Source organism: Sorangium sp. So ce590 (assembly GCF_051521365.1).
Lineage (GTDB): Bacteria > Myxococcota_A > Polyangia > Polyangiales > Polyangiaceae > Sorangium.
The window spans coordinates 6552914-6569184 of sequence record NZ_CP150346.1 but is presented as its reverse complement, the minus strand read 5'-3'; the positions used below and the strand labels follow the sequence as shown (position 1 = coordinate 6569184).

Annotated in this window: 16 protein-coding genes; 5 read left to right on the top strand and 11 right to left on the bottom strand. The window is 71.2% G+C overall.

Going from position 1 to position 16271, the window contains the following annotated elements:
* Positions 1–207: 207 nt before the first annotated feature.
* A complete protein-coding gene (locus WMF28_RS24430; protein ID WP_437595707.1) occupies positions 208–2040 on the top strand; it encodes a calcium-binding EGF-like domain-containing protein in 1833 nt (610 codons plus the stop codon).
* Between the two features lie 51 nt (positions 2041–2091).
* On the opposite strand, the gene WMF28_RS24425 is transcribed toward WMF28_RS24430, so the two are convergent.
* From WMF28_RS24425 to WMF28_RS24405, 5 genes are all read right to left on the bottom strand, one after another.
* Positions 2092–2586 carry a hypothetical protein gene (locus WMF28_RS24425; protein WP_437595706.1) on the bottom strand — a complete coding sequence of 165 codons (495 nt, stop codon included), beginning with the start codon at positions 2584–2586 and terminating at the stop codon, positions 2092–2094.
* Positions 2587–2665: 79 nt separating this feature from the next.
* On the bottom strand, positions 2666–3646 hold the full coding sequence (locus tag WMF28_RS24420; RefSeq protein ID WP_437595705.1) for a hypothetical protein: 981 nt from the start codon (positions 3644–3646) through the stop codon (positions 2666–2668).
* A gap of 162 nt (positions 3647–3808) precedes the next feature.
* Positions 3809–5074 (bottom strand): FecR domain-containing protein, encoded by a 1266-nt coding sequence (locus WMF28_RS24415; protein ID WP_437595704.1) that lies wholly within the window; start codon positions 5072–5074, stop codon positions 3809–3811.
* Between the two features lie 8 nt (positions 5075–5082).
* Positions 5083–5649, bottom strand: coding sequence for an RNA polymerase sigma factor (locus WMF28_RS24410; RefSeq protein WP_437595703.1), 567 nt, complete (start codon positions 5647–5649; stop codon positions 5083–5085).
* Positions 5650–6103: 454 nt separating this feature from the next.
* Complete coding sequence (locus WMF28_RS24405) at positions 6104–7186, bottom strand: phosphotransferase (protein WP_437595702.1); 1083 nt, start codon at positions 7184–7186, stop codon at positions 6104–6106.
* A gap of 49 nt (positions 7187–7235) precedes the next feature.
* Between WMF28_RS24405 and WMF28_RS24400 the strand changes: the two genes are divergently transcribed.
* Entirely contained in the window at positions 7236–8435 is a 1200-nt protein-coding gene (locus WMF28_RS24400; RefSeq protein ID WP_437595701.1) for an acyl-CoA dehydrogenase family protein, read from the top strand.
* 45 nt (positions 8436–8480) lie between these two features.
* Here WMF28_RS24400 and WMF28_RS24395 read toward each other — a convergent pair whose 3' ends face one another.
* Entirely contained in the window at positions 8481–8714 is a 234-nt protein-coding gene (locus WMF28_RS24395; protein ID WP_437595700.1) for a helix-turn-helix domain-containing protein, read from the bottom strand.
* Positions 8715–9347: 633 nt separating this feature from the next.
* Between WMF28_RS24395 and WMF28_RS24390 the strand changes: the two genes are divergently transcribed.
* Entirely contained in the window at positions 9348–9782 is a 435-nt protein-coding gene (locus tag WMF28_RS24390) for a YciI family protein (RefSeq protein WP_437595698.1), read from the top strand.
* A gap of 130 nt (positions 9783–9912) precedes the next feature.
* Here WMF28_RS24390 and WMF28_RS24385 read toward each other — a convergent pair whose 3' ends face one another.
* From WMF28_RS24385 to WMF28_RS24365, 5 genes are all read right to left on the bottom strand, one after another.
* A complete protein-coding gene (locus WMF28_RS24385) occupies positions 9913–11517 on the bottom strand; it encodes a glycoside hydrolase family 5 protein (RefSeq protein WP_437595697.1) in 1605 nt (534 codons plus the stop codon).
* A gap of 345 nt (positions 11518–11862) precedes the next feature.
* Positions 11863–12063 carry a hypothetical protein gene (locus tag WMF28_RS24380; RefSeq protein WP_437595696.1) on the bottom strand — a complete coding sequence of 67 codons (201 nt, stop codon included), beginning with the start codon at positions 12061–12063 and terminating at the stop codon, positions 11863–11865.
* A complete protein-coding gene (locus tag WMF28_RS24375) occupies positions 12057–13031 on the bottom strand; it encodes a GAF domain-containing protein (RefSeq protein WP_437595695.1) in 975 nt (324 codons plus the stop codon). The genes WMF28_RS24380 and WMF28_RS24375 overlap by 7 nt, the downstream gene beginning before the upstream one ends.
* A gap of 251 nt (positions 13032–13282) precedes the next feature.
* On the bottom strand, positions 13283–13621 hold the full coding sequence (locus tag WMF28_RS24370) for an STAS domain-containing protein (RefSeq protein WP_437595694.1): 339 nt from the start codon (positions 13619–13621) through the stop codon (positions 13283–13285).
* Positions 13576–14025, bottom strand: coding sequence for a PAS domain S-box protein (locus WMF28_RS24365; protein WP_437595693.1), 450 nt, complete (start codon positions 14023–14025; stop codon positions 13576–13578). Before WMF28_RS24365 ends, WMF28_RS24370 begins: the two co-directional genes overlap by 46 nt.
* Positions 14026–14645: 620 nt before the next feature.
* On the opposite strand from WMF28_RS24365, the gene WMF28_RS24360 reads away from it, so the two are divergent.
* Positions 14646–15320, top strand: coding sequence for a response regulator (locus tag WMF28_RS24360; RefSeq protein WP_437595692.1), 675 nt, complete (start codon positions 14646–14648; stop codon positions 15318–15320).
* Positions 15321–15566: 246 nt separating this feature from the next.
* A complete protein-coding gene (locus WMF28_RS24355; RefSeq protein ID WP_437595691.1) occupies positions 15567–16235 on the top strand; it encodes a hypothetical protein in 669 nt (222 codons plus the stop codon).
* Positions 16236–16271 lie beyond the last annotated feature (36 nt).

Here is a 16271-nt window from a genome sequence, read left to right as displayed (position 1 = left end):
GGCGGCACGGGCGCGGGTGCAGGCGGCACGGGCGCGGGTGGGGGCAGCACGAGCGCGGGGGGAACAGGCGCGGGCGGTGCGGGGGGAACGGGCGCGGGCGGCGCGGGGGGAACAGGCGCGGGCGGCGCGGAGGGAACGGGCGCGGGCGGCGAGGGGGGCTGTGCGCCGACGCCGATCACGACGGTGGTGTGCGCCGATCTCACGGACATGACAGGACAGTGGTCCGCGTTTGCAGAGGACGGCGCGACCACGTCGATCACGCAGCCTGACGGCGGGGTGAACGGCACGTTCGTGCAGGCGGACACGCAGGCTGCCTTCGCGTTTCACCTGCGCTTCGAGCCGGAGTCCCCTGTCGACGCGAGCGCCGCGGCGTCGTTGCAGCTCGCGGTGCGCGCGAACAACACGAGCGGCTTCGGGTGGCAGATCAACTCGCCCGTGCTCGTCGTCGAGGACCAGGACGGGGCACAGCGGATCTACACGCCGGGGTCGGTCCTCCTGCCGGTCGACGGAATCGCGTGGCGCCTGCTCTCGGTGCCGGTCGCGGGAGGCGACGGGTGGACGGTGGAGGGGCCCGCGATCGACATGGCGCGCGTGTCCGCCATCGAGATCCGCACCGATACATGGGACGCGGGCTTCTCGCTGTCGGTGGACGCGCTCTCGTTCAAGCAGGAAGGGGAAAATTGCGCCGTGTCGTGCCCGTCGGGCTGCTCCGGCCGCGGCGCGTGCGAACCTCTGTCGCTGGGCTGCTCGTGCGAGCTCGGGGCGACGGGGCCCGATTGCGGCGAGTGCGCCGAGGGCTTCGTCGAGAAGGACGGCGCCTGTGCCCTGCAGGACGACGGCGTCCATGCGGAGTGGCCCAATCCCACGAGCCGCGCCAACAGCGATCCGTGGATCGCAGCGCACCACGACGAGATCGAGGTGCTGAGGCCGCGGCTCCTGGTGCTGCACTTCCCGAACCCGTCGGACCCCGCCACGTCCACGATCGTGTCCGACGTCGTCGCCGGCTTCGCCGACGGCTCGCGGTTCCATGCCTACAGGGACGCCGAGGCGGCCCCGCAGCTCGTCTACCAGATCGACAAGGTGGTCGATCTGCGCGACGGCGTGAACGGCCGGCCGCCGGCGCCGCCCGACTATCCCTACGAGAACAGCACGCTGTACCCGCGCAAGAGCACGCCGGACGGCCTGGTGCTCGATTACGGGGCGTTCTTCTCCGAGGAGTTCGCCGAGCTCTACGGGTATTCAGATCCCGACGATCCGGGGCAGTTCCTGGACCTCTGCGCGCTCCTGGATCGCGGGCTCGTGCACGAGGTCTGGATGGTCGGGTCGGGCGACGTGCCGGACGCTCCGGCGTTCGAGGTGCTGGAGAACAAGCAGCGTTACACAGCGTCGGGCACCAGGATCGCGGGCGCGTTCGAGAGGTGCGCCGGCAACGGCTGCTTCGAGCCGGACGTGCCCTTCTGCGGCCGCAGCGTGCGTATCGGCTTCGTCAACTACACGCGTGGCCCGGGCTGCTACATGCACTCGCAGGGGCACGGCCTGGAGTCGGCCGCGGCGCATGGCGTGGCGCCGGGGCTCTCGGAGTGGTTCGCGCCGTTCGCCGCCTTCGACCTCGACAGGAAATATGGGCTGCCGTTCTCCAGCCTGTACGGCCTCGACTGCGCGACGCCGCCTTGCGTGGAGCTCCCCGGCCCCACGGACGCGGTCTTCACGGCCGGGGACCAGACGTTCGAGGTCGAGCCGTACGACGCGGTCTGCGGCAATGTCCACTTCCCGCCCAATGGCCGCTCTCATTACGATTACGCGCCTTCCGGCGAGGTGATGTCGTCGTGCGCCGCGTTCGGCGAGAACGGCCTGGCGTGCGGCGTCGACGAGACGGAGGCGGTCACGCAGGAGACGTGGGCCGCCTACGAGGCGCTGCACGGCGACTGCGGCGGCGGGTTCTTGACGTGGTGGTACCAGTCCATGCCCGCGTTCGGCGCCGCGAAGACGTTCGCGGACGGCCGCCGGATGAAGAGCGTGTGGCCGTATCTGTTCTACTGAGCGCTCGCGGTCGGACCGAGGCGGATTCGCCAGGTTCGTCGATCTCGACCTTCAGTCACATTCGTACTTCCACATGCAGACGCCCTGCTCGTCCGTGATGCCGGACCCGTGGTATTGGTACCAGCACGTCATTCCATTCGGGCACGTGGCGTTCTCGTCGCAGGGCAACGAGCAGATCGCGTTGCACGCGGGCCTGGCGGTTCCGCTCTGCGGCTGCGGGCAGTCCTCCGCCGATTCGCACTCGTAGATGCAGAGCGCCGCCACATCGCACCACATCGATCCATCGTCTTGTCTCTCGGTCACGCTCGACACCATGCATGCGCGCTCCGCGCCGCCCGGTCCGGGATCCGGGCAAAGGGTGGGGAGGAAGTCCTCGCCCCCGGGGGCAACGCAGACAGCCCACGGCCCTTCGGTAGCCCCCTCGACGGAGGTCGCCAGGCGAACTTGGACGATCGGATCGACATGGGTGTCGACGCACGCCGCCTGCGCGGACGCGAGGGCCATCGACGAGCCAAGAGCCCAGAGCTTCGTCATCGTGATCTTCATTGGGTCCTCCACGCGGGGCGCCGAGGCGCCCGGCGTCAAGATGTGCTGCGCTGAGGTCACGGCAGCTGCCCTTTTCGGCTCATGGCAGCACGACCTCCACCCCGAGAGAGGCGCCCAGGAACGGCCGACCCCACGACTCGGTCGCACGACCTGCGGCGTCGATCACGACGCGCGGCACCCCGATCCCGGCAAGCAGGTGCTCGCTGATTCGCAGGCGTGGAATCGGCGCGAACGAGAGCCCCGCGCGCAGGTATGGCGCGAGCGCGAAGGCGTCCTTCGACGCGCCGACGTACTCGGGCGAGCGGCCTTCGCCCTCGACGTGCAGCCAGGCGGCGGCGAGCCCCGCGCCGACCGAAGGCAGCCACGCGGAGTCGGTGGGGCCGAGCGGGACGCGCACCCCCAGGGCGGCAAGAGCCACCCGCGCGCGCCGCGTGCCCTCCTTGCCCTCGCGGCTCACGCCGGCGAGCGGGATCTGGACGAAGGTGGAGAGCCCCAGTCGAGACCCGATCATCGCGTACCCCGACACGTCCAGCATCGGGGAGGCGGGCAGGCCGCCTGCGCTCCACAGCACCGCGGGCGCCGCCCCGACGCCGAATGTCGTCGATACGCTTCGGGTCGCGCCTGGCCTGGATGGCGGAGAAGGGGGCGCGTGGGAGGTGCCGTCGGCTCGCGGGCGGGCGGCGGCGACGGGCGCAGGCTGGGCCGGCGGCGGTCGCTGCGCATCGGCGGCGGCGCGGGCCGCCGGATCGGCTTCGACCGCGCCCCGCGCCGGATGGGGCGAGCGCACCTCCAGGAGGATCGCGCGCAGAAGCTCCACCGCGCGAATGGCGACCGTGGGGGCATCGTGGGCCATCACGGTGCGCTGGATCGATTGGGCCGTCGCACCATGGGCGATCGAGACACCGACTCCACCCGGCACGTCCGTCACGCGGATCACCGCCGCCGCTCCGGCCTCGCGCGCGCTCGTCTCGATGGGCCTGTGTGAGGGCGGATCGGCGTCGCCCCGCACGACCATTACCGTGAATCCGAGCGTGGCGAGCTCGGCGTAGACGCGGGCCATGATGGGGTCCGTCCGGCGATCGGCGATCAGGACGACCTTCGGGCGCGGAGGCTCCGGCGGAGGCTCCGGTGGTGCCGCGCGCGCCTCGGATGCGACGAGGAGGCAGAGCCCGAGCTTCCAGGCTCCGCCGTGCGTCGCGCGCGCCGGCCTTCGAGATCGCACTCACTCCTCCTCGAGGAGACTCTTGGCGTGCGCGGCGTGGGGCCCCGCCGGATAGCGCGCCAGGTAGCGGCGCGCGGCCTCGCGGGCCCCGCTGGCCGAGCCTGTCAACTCCCGGCATTCGATGACTCTCCCGAGCGCTTCCTGCGCGAAGGATCCGCCCGGTTGCTCCGCGAGGTACACGCCGAACCAACGCTCGGCCTCGGCGTACGATCGCCGCTGATCGAACGCCATCCGGCCGAGATGGAAGGCGGCCGTCGCCGCCTCGCCCGAGCCCGCGAATCGGCTCCGCGTCACGGTGAGCGCTGCCGCGGCGCGCGCCGGCTTCCCGGAGAAGCGCGCGACGTCGGCGAGCATCAGCAGATCCGCCGCGCTCGCGCGGGCAACGAGCCCGTCGAAGCCCTCGGCCTCGGCCGCCGTCATGGCCTCTTTGTACTCGTCGGCGGCCACGAGGTCGCGCCAGCTCGGCCGGCGCGGGGAGGCGTCCGCGGCCTTCGGGACGATCGCTCTGTCGCCGGTCGCCGCGGGGGCCGGCCCGGAGGCCGCCGGAGCGATGGGCGTGGAAGACGGCGGAGGCGGGGCGCCGGCGCGCGGTTCCCCGCGTGTGAGCTCGAAGCGCCGCTGCTGGCAGAAGACCTCGAGCGTCTCTCCCGCAGAGACGGTGCGCCGCCCTCCCACGAGCGGCCCCGACACGGATACCGATCCTTCCCGCAGCACCAGCTTGAGCTCCTCGCGCACCGGGGACCAGCTCAGCTCGAAGCGCGTGCCGGTCACCAGCACGTCGAACGGGCCGACGTTGAAGCTCCAGGTGCTCGTCGCGGCGTGGGTCACCGTCGCCGTGAGCCGGCCGCCTTCCAGCAGCACCCGCGCCCCACGAGCGTCGGCGGCCACCACGCGCGCCCGGGCGTTCGCGTCCAGCGCGAGCGACGTGCCGTCCGAAAAGCGGACCGGCAGAGGAGCGTCCGCGGTGGCGGCGATCCACGTCCCGACCTGCCCTTGCGCCGATCCGACCGCGAACGAGAGCGACGCAGACGATGGGAGCAGGACGAGGAGCAGCACCGCACAAGCTCCTGCCAGCGTCACGAAGGCTGCGGGCGCGATCCACCGAGGACGCGAGGGCCCGAGCCGGGCAGCCCCGGGATGGGTGGATCCGCCGGCCGCGCTCTCCAGGAATCGTTCGCGCGCACCCTCGAGATCCAGCGCCGCGAGCTCCTCATCCTGGGCGCGGCCGAGCTCACGAAGACGATCGAGCGAGGGACGATCGCTCATGATGAGCCTCATTTCAGCCACTCTTCGAGGGCGGGTTGGTCCCGCGCCGCCGCGAGGAAGTTGGCCTCCGCGCGGGCCAGCCTTCGCTTGATGGTCGCGAGCGAGACGCCGCACGCGTCGGCGACCTCTTTGAGATCCATCCCCTCGATGCGCCGCAATGCGAACGCGATGCGCTCGTCGGCCGGGAGCCGCTCCAGCGCGCGATAGGTCGCGCGCAGCGCCTCGTGCGCTTCGCCTTCGTACGGGCGCTCCACGACGGGTGGGAGATCGTCGGGGGCGAAGAAGAGGAGCCATTTCCGGCGCGCGCGTCGCTGGATACAGGTCCGCGCCGTGAACACGGCGACCGACGTGATCCACGCCTTCAGCGCGGCCGGATCGCGCAGGGTGTCGAGGGAGGACAGCGCGCGGACGAAGGCGTCGTGATGAGCGTCGGAGAGGTCGTGACGGCCGCCGAGCAGCCGGCCGAGGACGCGGAGCACGTGCCCGGAGAAGCGCTCGTGGAAGGCGGAGAGCGCGGCGGGATGCCTCGCGCGGAGACCCTCCACGAGCGCCTCGTCGCTCGCATAGGCGACCACGCCGAGCCTGCGAGGGGGGGCAAGAGCTGGGGCGCGCATCACCATGATCGTGGGGCTCCGCTGGAAATGACCGAACGCCTGATGCCGCCTCGTGAGCCGACCGGACCCTTAAGTCACGGCAGCGTCGCAAGACGGCTCACCGCTCGCGCGGCACCTCCAGGAGGGCCACGGCGGCCCCCGCCCGGGGTCGGCCCTGGCCGCCGCGAAAGGGCGGCAGCGAGCGCCGTCTCCCACCAGCCGACGACGGGGATCCTCCTGAGCGCCGTCGTCGGGAGCGGCGCCTGGATCGAGCCGCCGCATTCGGCCCGAGATGGCGCGGACCCTCATCGGTCTGGGCGTGGCGTTCGAGCGGCCCGTCGTGCGCGGCAACCTGCAGAGTGGCATCGCGTTCGCGATGGAGCGCGGCTGAAACCGGTCACCGGCAGAACGAGATCGGCGACATCGTATTATCGTATTACCGCGGAGAGATCCCCGCGATCCCGCAGGCGAGCTCGGAGAGCACCGTCACGGCCGCGCCGTATCCGCCCGCGTCGTCGGAGCTCGCGTTGCCCTGAAGGCTCCGCTTGTAGACGCCCTGGGCGATCGCGGCGAGGCGGAAGATGCCGAAGGCCATGAAGTACGGCCACGCCGCGATGCCGTCGCGACCGGAGAGCTCGCAGTAGGAGGCGACCATCTCGTCCTCGGTCGGGATCCCGAGCGACGCGACGTCGACCCCGGCGAGGCCGCCGCGACCGGGAAGGTTGATGCGATAGCCCATGCAGGCATACGCGAGATCGCTCACCGGATGTCCGAGCGTCGAGAGCTCCCAGTCGAGCGTCGCGACCGCTTCGGGGGGAGAGCCGGACGAAAAGACGAGGTTGTCGATCCGGTAGTCGCCGTGGACGAGCGTTGTCTCGTCGTTCGCGGGGACGTTCGCGGCGAGCCAGCGCATCAGCGCCTCCATCGCCGGCACCTCGCCCGTGCGCGAGGCCTCGTACTGCTTCGACCAGCGGTCGACCTGCCGCGCGGCGAAGCCGCCCACCTTGCCATAGTCCGCGAGCCCCACGGCGGCGTGGTCGACGCGATGGAGCGCCGCGAGGACACGGATGTACTCTGCGTAGATCGCGCGGCGCTCTCCGGCGGTCCCGACCTCGGGCAGGGTCGGATCCCAGAAGATCCGCCCGGCGGCGTACCGCATGATGAAGAACGGCGTGCCGAGCACCGAGGCGTCCTCGCAGAGGGCGAGCGCGTCCGGAACGGGCACCTCCGTGTCGCGGAGAGCGCGCATGACCCGGTATTCCCGCTCGACGGCGTGAGCGGAGGGAAGGAGCTTGCCGGGCGGCTTCTTTCGCAGGACGAGCTCGAGATCTCCGCCGGCCCCGCCGCCGACGCCCACCCAGTAGGTCGGGTTCGACTGACCGCCTTTGAACTGGGCGACGGTCACGGTGCCTCCCGCGCAACCCTCGACGTGCTCGGTGAGCCAGCGACCGAGGGCCGCTTCGTCGATCCGGTGCGCCTCGCGGGGCGCGCGTGTGTTGGTCGGCGGAGTGAGGGCCATCGCGCGCCCGAACCTATCACGCAGCCCTCCGGCCTCCTATACTGCCGCCGTGACGATCTCCTTTGATCTGCCCCCCGAGCTGGCCGAGCTCCGCGGCCGAGTGCGCGCGTTCGTCGACGCGCACGTCATCCCGAGCGAGACTTCGATCCTCGAGGAGGATCGCGCGCGACGGAAGGACACGCTGACAGCGCTCCGCGGGCGCGCGCGGGCCGAAGGGCTCTTCGTTCCGCACCTGCCGGCGGAGCACGGCGGGCTGGGGCTCGGCATCATGGGCATGTGCGCGCTCTTTCGCGAGATGGGCCGCTCTCCGCTCGGCGCGGCCTGCTTCAACTGCGATGCGCCGGATCAGGGCAACATGGACCTCCTGCTCAAGACGGCCTCGCCCGCGATCCGCGCCAGGTACCTCGCGCCGCTCGCTCGGGCCGAGATCACGAGCGGCTTCTCGATGACCGAGCCCGCCCCCGGCGCCGGCGCCGATCCATCGAACCTGCGCACGAAGGCGACCCGGGTCGACGGCGGCTGGGTGGTCGACGGCCACAAGTGGTACACGACAGGCGGCGGCGACGCGGCGTTCCTCATCGTGATGGCGCGGACATCCGACGATCCTCGCACCGGCGCGACGATGTTCGTCGTCGATCGTCACGCCGAGGGCGTCGAGCACGTGCGCGACATCCCCGTGATGAGCCCGCCGATGCTCGCGCACCGCGAGGCCGAGCTCCGCTTCCACGCTGTACGCGTCGGCGACGACGCGGTCCTCGGCGGCGTCGGCCAGGGCTTCCTCCTCGCGCAGCGGCGCCTCGTACCGGCGCGCCTCACGCACTGCATGCGCTGGCTCGGCTGGGCCGACCGCGCGCTCGCGATGTGCCGCGAGTACGTCCTCACGCGGGAGAGCTTCGGCAAGGCGCTCGCGCACCACCAGATGATCCAGAAGAAGATCGCCGACGCGGCGTCGGGCATCCACGCCGGCAACCTGATGACGCTGCACTGCGCGGCGATGCTCGAGCAAGGCAGGGAGAAGGAGGCGCGACCCTACTCGTCGATGGCGAAGAACCACGTCGCGCGGCTCCTCTGCCAGGTGCTCGATGACGCGATCCAGATGCACGGCTCGCTCGGATACAGCGAGGACATGCCGTTCTCGCTCTGGTACCGCTTCGCCCGCGCCGCTCGAATCGCCGACGGCCCGGACGAGGTCCACGACGTCGTTGTCGCGCGTGACTTCCTGCGAGGCGCGTTGACGACGCTGATCTGAGAGGGGACCGCCTCGCGGGCCGTCGCGTCGTTCGTTTCATTGCCGTCAGGGGACCCTGGCGCGCGAGGCCCGGGAGCCCTCGTCGCGATCTTGCCGCCGCACCGAGCTCGGCGGCAACCCCGAGAATCGCTTGAAGGCGCGGCTGACGGCCGCTTCGGCGTCGTAGCCGAGCCGCACGGCCGCCTCGGCGACGGTCACGCGGTCGTCGCGCAGCCAGCCGCTCGCGACGTGCACGCTGATGACCAACCCACAGATGACCGGCTCGGTGCTGGAGATCACGGGCGGCGAGACGCTTGTCGATGGTCTGTAGCGGCGTGCGGGGGCTCACCGGCCGGGCCGGACCGGGGTTGACCGGGGCCGACCTGACCGGACCCGACCCGGGTTGAGGTGCCCGGACCCGACCCGGGTTGAGGTGCCCGGATCCGACCCGGGTTGAGGTGCCCGGAGGTGCCCGGACCCGACCCGGGTTGAGGTGCCCGGACCCGACCCGGGTTGGGTTGAGGTGCCCGGACCCGACCCGGGTTGAGGTGCCCGGAGGTGCCCGGGACCCGACCCGGGTTGAGGTGCCCGGACCCGACCCGGGTTGAGGTGCCCGGACCCGACCCGGGTTGAGGTGCCCGGAGGTGCCCGGGACCCGACCCGGGTTGAGGTGCCCGGACCCGACCCGGGTTGAGGTGCCCGAGGTGCCCGGACCCGGCCACCCGGGTTGAGGTGAACCGAGGTGAACCCACATCAGCCGATCACAACAGCACAGTTGCAAAATTCCTTCACTGTCGCAATCTTCCGACCCCGCACAAAAGCGCGTCCGCCCTGTCGATCGCGCGCCCCCTCGTTCGTCGTGACGGTAGTGGCAGGGCTCAGCCGGTCGAGGCCGTCCGGGCGCCCCGCATCCCACCCGAAGGAGACACGACGATGCGATTCATCATCACCGCAGCACCTGGCACCAACGAGGCGAAGGCGGAGGCGGATGGGCCTCCGGACGACGAGCTCTTCGCCGCGTACATGAAATTCAACGAGGAGATGATGAAGGCCGGCGTGCTGGTCGCGTCCGAGGGGCTCAATCCCAGCGGGGCCCGCGCCCGCGTCGGCATCTCCGGGGGGAAGCGCACCGTCCTCGACGGGCCCTTCATCGAGACGAAGGAGCTGGTCGGCGGCTTCTACCTGATCGAGGTGAGCTCCAAGGAAGAGGCCATCGAATGGGCCTTGCGCTGCCCCGTCGGGCTCGGGAGCGACGAGGTGCTCACGATCCAGCAGATGACGGAGCTCTCCGACATCCCCCCGCGGTACAGGGAGATCATCGCCGATGTGGCGCCGACGTGGAGCGCGTCGTTCTCGAGGGCGCGGTAGGCCCAGCGACCGCACCCACGCTCACGCGGACGTCGCCGCAAGGGCGCTCCGCGATGTCGTACGAACACGGACCCACACGGTCATGAGCGGAGCTCGATCTCCAGCGATGAGCTCCGCATCCCCGTCCGGGTCAAGGCGCCTTGAGCTTCTCCTTGACCCACCGCCCCGACTCGGTCAGCTGCCCATCGGACCACGGGCCGCCCGTGCTCGCCCGGGGCCTCAGCGCGGCGCAGGCCTCCGCCTTGTCGACGATGGACCAGTTGAGCCAGCTGATGTTGTTGCTGTTCAGGAAGTCGAGCCACCTCTGCGCCTCGTCGAGATCCAGCGTGCCGCTCCCGCTGGCGTCGCAGGTGCCCCACTCGGTCACGAAGAGCGGGAGCCCCGCGGCCATCGCGTTCGTCGCCTTGGTGCGCAGCGCACCCCTGTGCGTGTTGGCGTAGAAGTGCAGCGTGTAGGCGACGTTGTCGTCGCTCGTGATCGGGCTCCTGGCGGCCACGTCCACGTCCTGCGACCAGGTCGGCGTCCCGACGATCACGAGGTTGTCGGAGCCGGCGTTGCGGATCACGCCGATCACCTCCTCGGCATACGACTTCACCTCTGCCCAGCTCTCGTTGTCCGGCTCGTTGAAGATCTCGAAGATCACCGCGGGCTCGTCGCCGTACTCCGTGGCCATCTCCCGGAAGAAGCGCTTTGCTGCCTCCCTGTTCGGATCCTGGGCTGCATTGTGATCGTGCCAGTCGATGATCACGTAAATGCCCTTGGCGATGGCGGCGTTGACGACCGCTCGTACCTTGTTCTTCTCCGCCTCCGGGCTGTGGACGTAGCCGAGTCCCGACATGCTGGCGGCCATCGCGGCGCGGACGATGGTCGCATCCCAGTCGTCCACGAGCGTGTTGACGGCGGAAGCGTTGTAGAACTTCTCTCCCTCCCAGATGCTCCAGAACATGCTCATGCCTTTGAGCTGGAGCTCTTCCCCGTACTCATCGACGACGCGGTTGCCCATCACGCGGAGGCGGCCGTGCCGCTCGACCGGCGTTCCGGTGGCCGGGCCTGTCCCGGTCGAGGTCGTCGAGGTCACGCCGCTGGAGCTGGAGGTCACGCTCGACGTGGACGCGTCGCCGCCGCCCATGCCGCCGGCGCCGCCGCCCGAGGAGGCGGACGTGGAGGTCACGGCCGACGTGGAGGAATCGCCGCCGCCCATGCCGCCGGCGCCGCCCGCGCCGCCGCCCGAGGAGGCCGACGTGGAGGTCACGCTCGACGTGGAGGAATCGCCGCCGCCCATGCCGCCGGCGCCGCCCGCGCCGCCGCCCGAGGAGGCCGACGTGGATGCCACGGTGGATGCGTCGTCGCCGCCCGTTCCGCCGGAACCGCCCATGCCGCCGCCCGAGGAGGCCGACGTGGACGCCACGGTGGATGCGTCGCCGCCGCCCGTTCCGCCGGCGCCGCCCGTTCCGCCGGCGCCGCCCGTTCCGCCGGCGCCGCCCGTTCCGCCGGCGCCGCCCGTTCCGCCGGCGCCGCCCGTTCCGCCGGCGCCGCCCGTTCCGCTCCCCGAGGACGTCGAGGTTGACGTGGACGCGTCGCCGCCGCCTCCCGAGGACGTCGATGTCGTCGCGTCGCCGCCCCCTGATGCCGAGTCCCCCGACGAGCCATTACAGCCGAGCAGCATCATCGCCGGCAGCGCGAGATGTAGAAAGCCGCGCGTCCACCTCGGCCCAGCGAACAGTCCAGTCGTCACATCGTGGCTCATTGTACTCTCCAAGGAAGGCTCTCGATCGAAGCGCCCGGCATCGAGCAAGGGATGTCAAGCAGGCGCGTCAGCAAAGAAGACAGGTTCGCTGCATAGCAGGCCCACCCCGAAGGGTGAAGGTAAAAGCGGGAGAGCTATCGACTCGGTCACACAGGTTGCACCGGCCGCCGGTCGCGCCGGTCGCAGAGGGCGCCTGCCGACATCGAAGCGCGCCGGCCGGCCCGGCGATCCGAGGCCGCCGAGGCGCGCCCGTCCGGTCCCGCTCCTTCGTGCCTCACTCGACGTGCCCGTGAGCGCGCTGCCCGGCCCCTCATGGCGCGCGCGCCCGTGGCCCTATGCGCGGCGGAGGATCTCCTCCAGCGCGTGCTCCAGCCGGCGCTCGACCTCGGGGTCGTCGAGCACGGGCGTGATCTCCTCGGGCACCACGCGCGCGCGCATGATGATCCGCGCATAGATGAACGCATCGCGCGCGCTCGGAGGATCCTTGTCGCCGAGACAGGAACGGAGCAGCTGGTAGGCTCTGCCCTTCACCACGCCTCCGTTGCTCGCGCGCGCTCGACCGTGGCAAGGATCCGGCGCACCGCGGCAGAGGCGGTCTCGTGCGCCGCCAGCGCGTCCCGCACGACGTGCGCCGCCCTGGCGGCGGCTCTCTCGTCGAGCGTGCCTTGCAGCACGCCCTCGGCGAGGCGGATGAGCGGGCTGATCTCGACCATGTCCCGCGCGAGGGAGCGCGTCGCCAGGGCGATCTCGGCGGCCGTCTCGGCCGGCGACGAGCGCGAAAGGAGCATCGCGTCCTCGGCCAGCTCCGCCGCGATCGCGAACATGTCCCTGTAGCAGTCGACCGCCGCGCGCAGGTCGGCCGGGCTCAGCGACGCCGGGGGCGCCTCCGGCAGCGTCGCCGCGGCGCTCTGCGCTTCGGCGATCACCGGAGCGATGGCCCCGAGCGCGTGCTCCAGCGTGCGCGCGGTCTGCTCGAACCACGCGAGGCGCTCCCTCACGGTACGGCTCGGCGGCGGCGCGTCGCTCTCCAGGACCTCGATCCGCGCGCCGACCTCGGCGGCGAGCCGCTCGAGGCCCTCGAGCACGCGCGGGCCGAACCCGCGGGGGACGACGTCGAGCACGCAGAACGAGCCGACCACGTGCCGGCGCACCCGGATGGGCACCCCCGCATAGGCGCGGATGCCATAACGCTCGACGAGCTCCTTGGGCACGCGCTCGTCGTGCACGGCATCCTCGACGATGAGCGGCGCCTCCTGGCGGACCACGAGCTGACAGAAAGAGCTGCTCCGCGAGGTCGCGCAGCTCACGCACAGCTCCGGCGGCAGGCCGCGGTGCGCGCGGAACAGCTGGATGTGACGGACGATCAAGCTCACCAGCGCCATCGGCGCCTGGGCGAGCTCGGCCGCACGCTCCACGCAGGAGTCGAGAATGGCGTCCGCGTCGTCGCGCAGCAGCACCTGGTGCAGCTCGGCGAGGCGCGCGGGATCGTTCAGATCGGCCATGAGGAGGTGCTCTTGCTCGGGCGAGAGAGAGGGGGGGGGGGGGGGGAGCGCGGATTCTGCCTCGTGTGCCGCCAGGAAGCAGCCGTGCTTTTCGCGGAGCTTACCGCAACCGAGCGCCGGCGCCGCACCCGCGGGCCGCGCCCGCCGGGCTCAGCCGATGTGTGGAGCCACGACGCGCCGCCGATCCCCCGGGTCGTCTGCGGCTTCGCGTGGCTTGCCCCGGCTCACGCGAGCGCGCGGCCTGCCCCGGCTCACGCGCGCACCTGGACGACCGAGACGCCGAGCTGGCCGAGCACATGGCGCAGCGCGGCGCGCAGCGTGCTGAACGTGCGCAGCTCGCCGAGCTCGACGCCGAGGCCCACCAGCATCCTGCTCACCGCGGCCGAGATGCCGGAGAGCGCGCACGTGGTCCCGAGCAGGCGCGCGGCCCGCACCAGCTTGAGCAGGTGGTTCGCGGTCGCCGTGTCCACGATGTCGACCCCGGTGAGGTCCACGATGGTGAACCGCGCCCTGCGCACGCTGACGGCCTCGAGGAGCGCGGTCATCATCTCGGCCGCGCGGACGCTGTCGACCACGCCGATGATCGGCATCGTGGATAGACCTCCCCCGCGAGGAAGCGCCCGTCCGCGCTCGCCTGTCGGTTGGTGATGTCCTCGAAGACGCCGTACGCCAGGTCGCCTCGGCCGTACGTCGAGGCGCGGAGCGAGAGCAGGCGCGTCGAGCCGTCGCCACGGAGCACGCGACACTCGATGTCCGCCGTCGAGGGGCCGGGGAAGAGGCCGCCGAGCGTCGAGCGCACCTGCGCGCGATCCGTCTCGACGACGAGCTCGTCGAGCGGCTTGCCGCTGAGATCCAGGTCGGACCGGCCGAGCGCCCGCGCGCACGCCGCGTTCCACTTCACCAGGCGGCCCTCGGCCGTCACGACGCAGAAGGGGTGCTGGCAGGCCTCGAAGAACAACTCGAAGGAAGGCTGCGCGGTCGGTTGCGTGTTCATAGACCTCGCTCGCTGGGGCAGACTCACCCACAGGGCTGTGCTGTTCCGCGGCGCCTCGATCTCCACAGGCACGATGGGATCGATGCGCCTGTCCCTGTTTATACCAGCAGGCCATCGCTTCGATAGAGCCATTTATAATGTCGGCAGATACGTTCTCGTCGTATCACCGGCATCACCGGCATCACCGGCATCACCGGCGTTCCCGATCAGTTCCTGACGTAATGCGAGGGCGCGCTCGTCATGTGTCGAGGCGCCGGCCACACCGCGTCGCGGTGGCCCGTCCGCGAGGGCGCGTCCGCGCTGGACACGCTCGTCGCGAGGTCCATGCGTCGCGCTGCGCCACGCCGGGACGGAGCTCCGCGCCGCCTGCCGGCTTGCTCCTCCAGCTCGTCGTCAGACCCGAGCCGAGGTGTGCGCACCTGACAGGTCGAGTGCTCCTGCGCCGATCTCGACTGCCGCTCTCGGCTCCGTGGTCATATGCGCTCCTTGATCTCCCTGGCATCAACTACGCGCTTGCGGCGCCTCGGCCCTGCTGCGCCGGCGAGGGTTCGCCCGCAGGTCTCGGCGCGCCCGCGGAGCGCGGTCGCCGGGCTTCGGATCTCCCCGTCACGGAGGGCTTCGTGAGCATCGTGGGCCAGAAGATCGGCGACAGGCTCAACGAGGAGTACCGGTCGGGGTTTCAGGCGCCGACGCTCACACGCGAGCAGGTCACCCAGGTGCTGGTGGACCTCAAGCGGCGGATCCAGGGTGATCTCTACGTCATCGAGGAGAGCGACGAGAAGCTCGTGCTCGGCAACCGCGCGTGCCCGTTCGGCGAGCTGGCTCTCGGCGGCGCTCTGCGCGGGGCGGCGGTGGGCGCCCGCGAGCGCGAACCGGCAATGCGTGCGGCGCGTCTGCACGTCGCCGTGGTGGACGACAACCACGATGCGGCCAACCTGCTCGCCGTTTCCCTGAAGCGGTGGGGTCACGACGTCGTGGTCGCGCACGACGGGCTCGTGGCGCTGGAGCTGGAGCTGGAGCTGGAGCTGGAGCTGGTGCGGGAGCACAGGCCGGACGTCGCGGTGCTGGATATCGGCCTGCCGGGGATCGATGGATGCGAGCTCGCGCGGCGGCTGAGGGGCGAGCCGTCGCTCGATCGGTGCATGCTCATCGCGGTCTCCGGCTACGGCCAGGACGCCGACCGACAGCGCGCCATCGACGCCGGGTTCGATCACCACCTGCTGAAGCCGGTCGAGCCGGCGGCGCTCATGAAGCTGCTCGCGAGGGGGATGTCGTCCGGCGGCTCTGCGCCGTAGGCGCCCGGGCGCCGGAGAGGGCAACCGGAAAGGCCCCGCCGGGCCCGCCCCGGCGGGAGCGCCGGGCGGCGGAGGGCTCGCCCTGGACCCGAGCCGTGGGCGGTTCCGGAGAAAATCGATCGACCCGCTGTCGGGTTTTTCTCCCGGCCTCCGGATGACGTGGTGAGGCGCGCGAACACCGGGGTGAGGCCACCCCGGGGCCGCGCGCCTGCGCTCAACACCCGAACGAAATCCCTGGGAGCCATCATGAACCACATTGCCCTCTTCCGCAGCTGCTCGCCCCTCGCCCTCGCCCTCCTCGTCGCCGCCCCCGGCTGCGTGGCCACGGCCGCCGAGACGCAGGTCGATTCCCTTGCCGAGGACGCCCCGGCGTCGGATGGCGCGGAGACCGGGACCGACTCCGCCGAGCTCGCAGCCACCATGGCCCCTCTGGCGATCGAGGACGGCGCGGAGCTCTCGACGGCCGGCGCCGGCGCGGACGCGCTCCTGTCGGCGAGCACGCTCGTCGGCCTCTCCACGGGATTCTATGTCCCCCCGCGCGTCGGCGGAGATGCCGAGTACGACGGCCACGGGCCGAGCGTGTCGCTCCAGGTCGAGCTGAGCGTCTTCAACGGCAACGAGCTCTGGGCGGCTGTCTACATGGACGCGCTGGAGACCAAGAGCAACTGGACCCGGGCCGCGGGGACCGCCTGGTACCGGCTGCACACCGCGAGCCGCCCGATCGTGGAGGTGGTCAGTCCGGTCGAGTTCAGCCACTCGTACACGGACACGGACCACGCCCACGACATCTTCTCGTTCGCGCCGGAGAGCCTCGTCAACAAGCTGGACTACGTCGGAGACACCAAGGGGAACGACGCGGGGACGAAGACGGGAGTCAGGGTCTATTTCAACCCCATCTCTATCGTGACGGAATAACACATCGTTAGAGCTCTCCCCTTGGGGGCCGTGCTC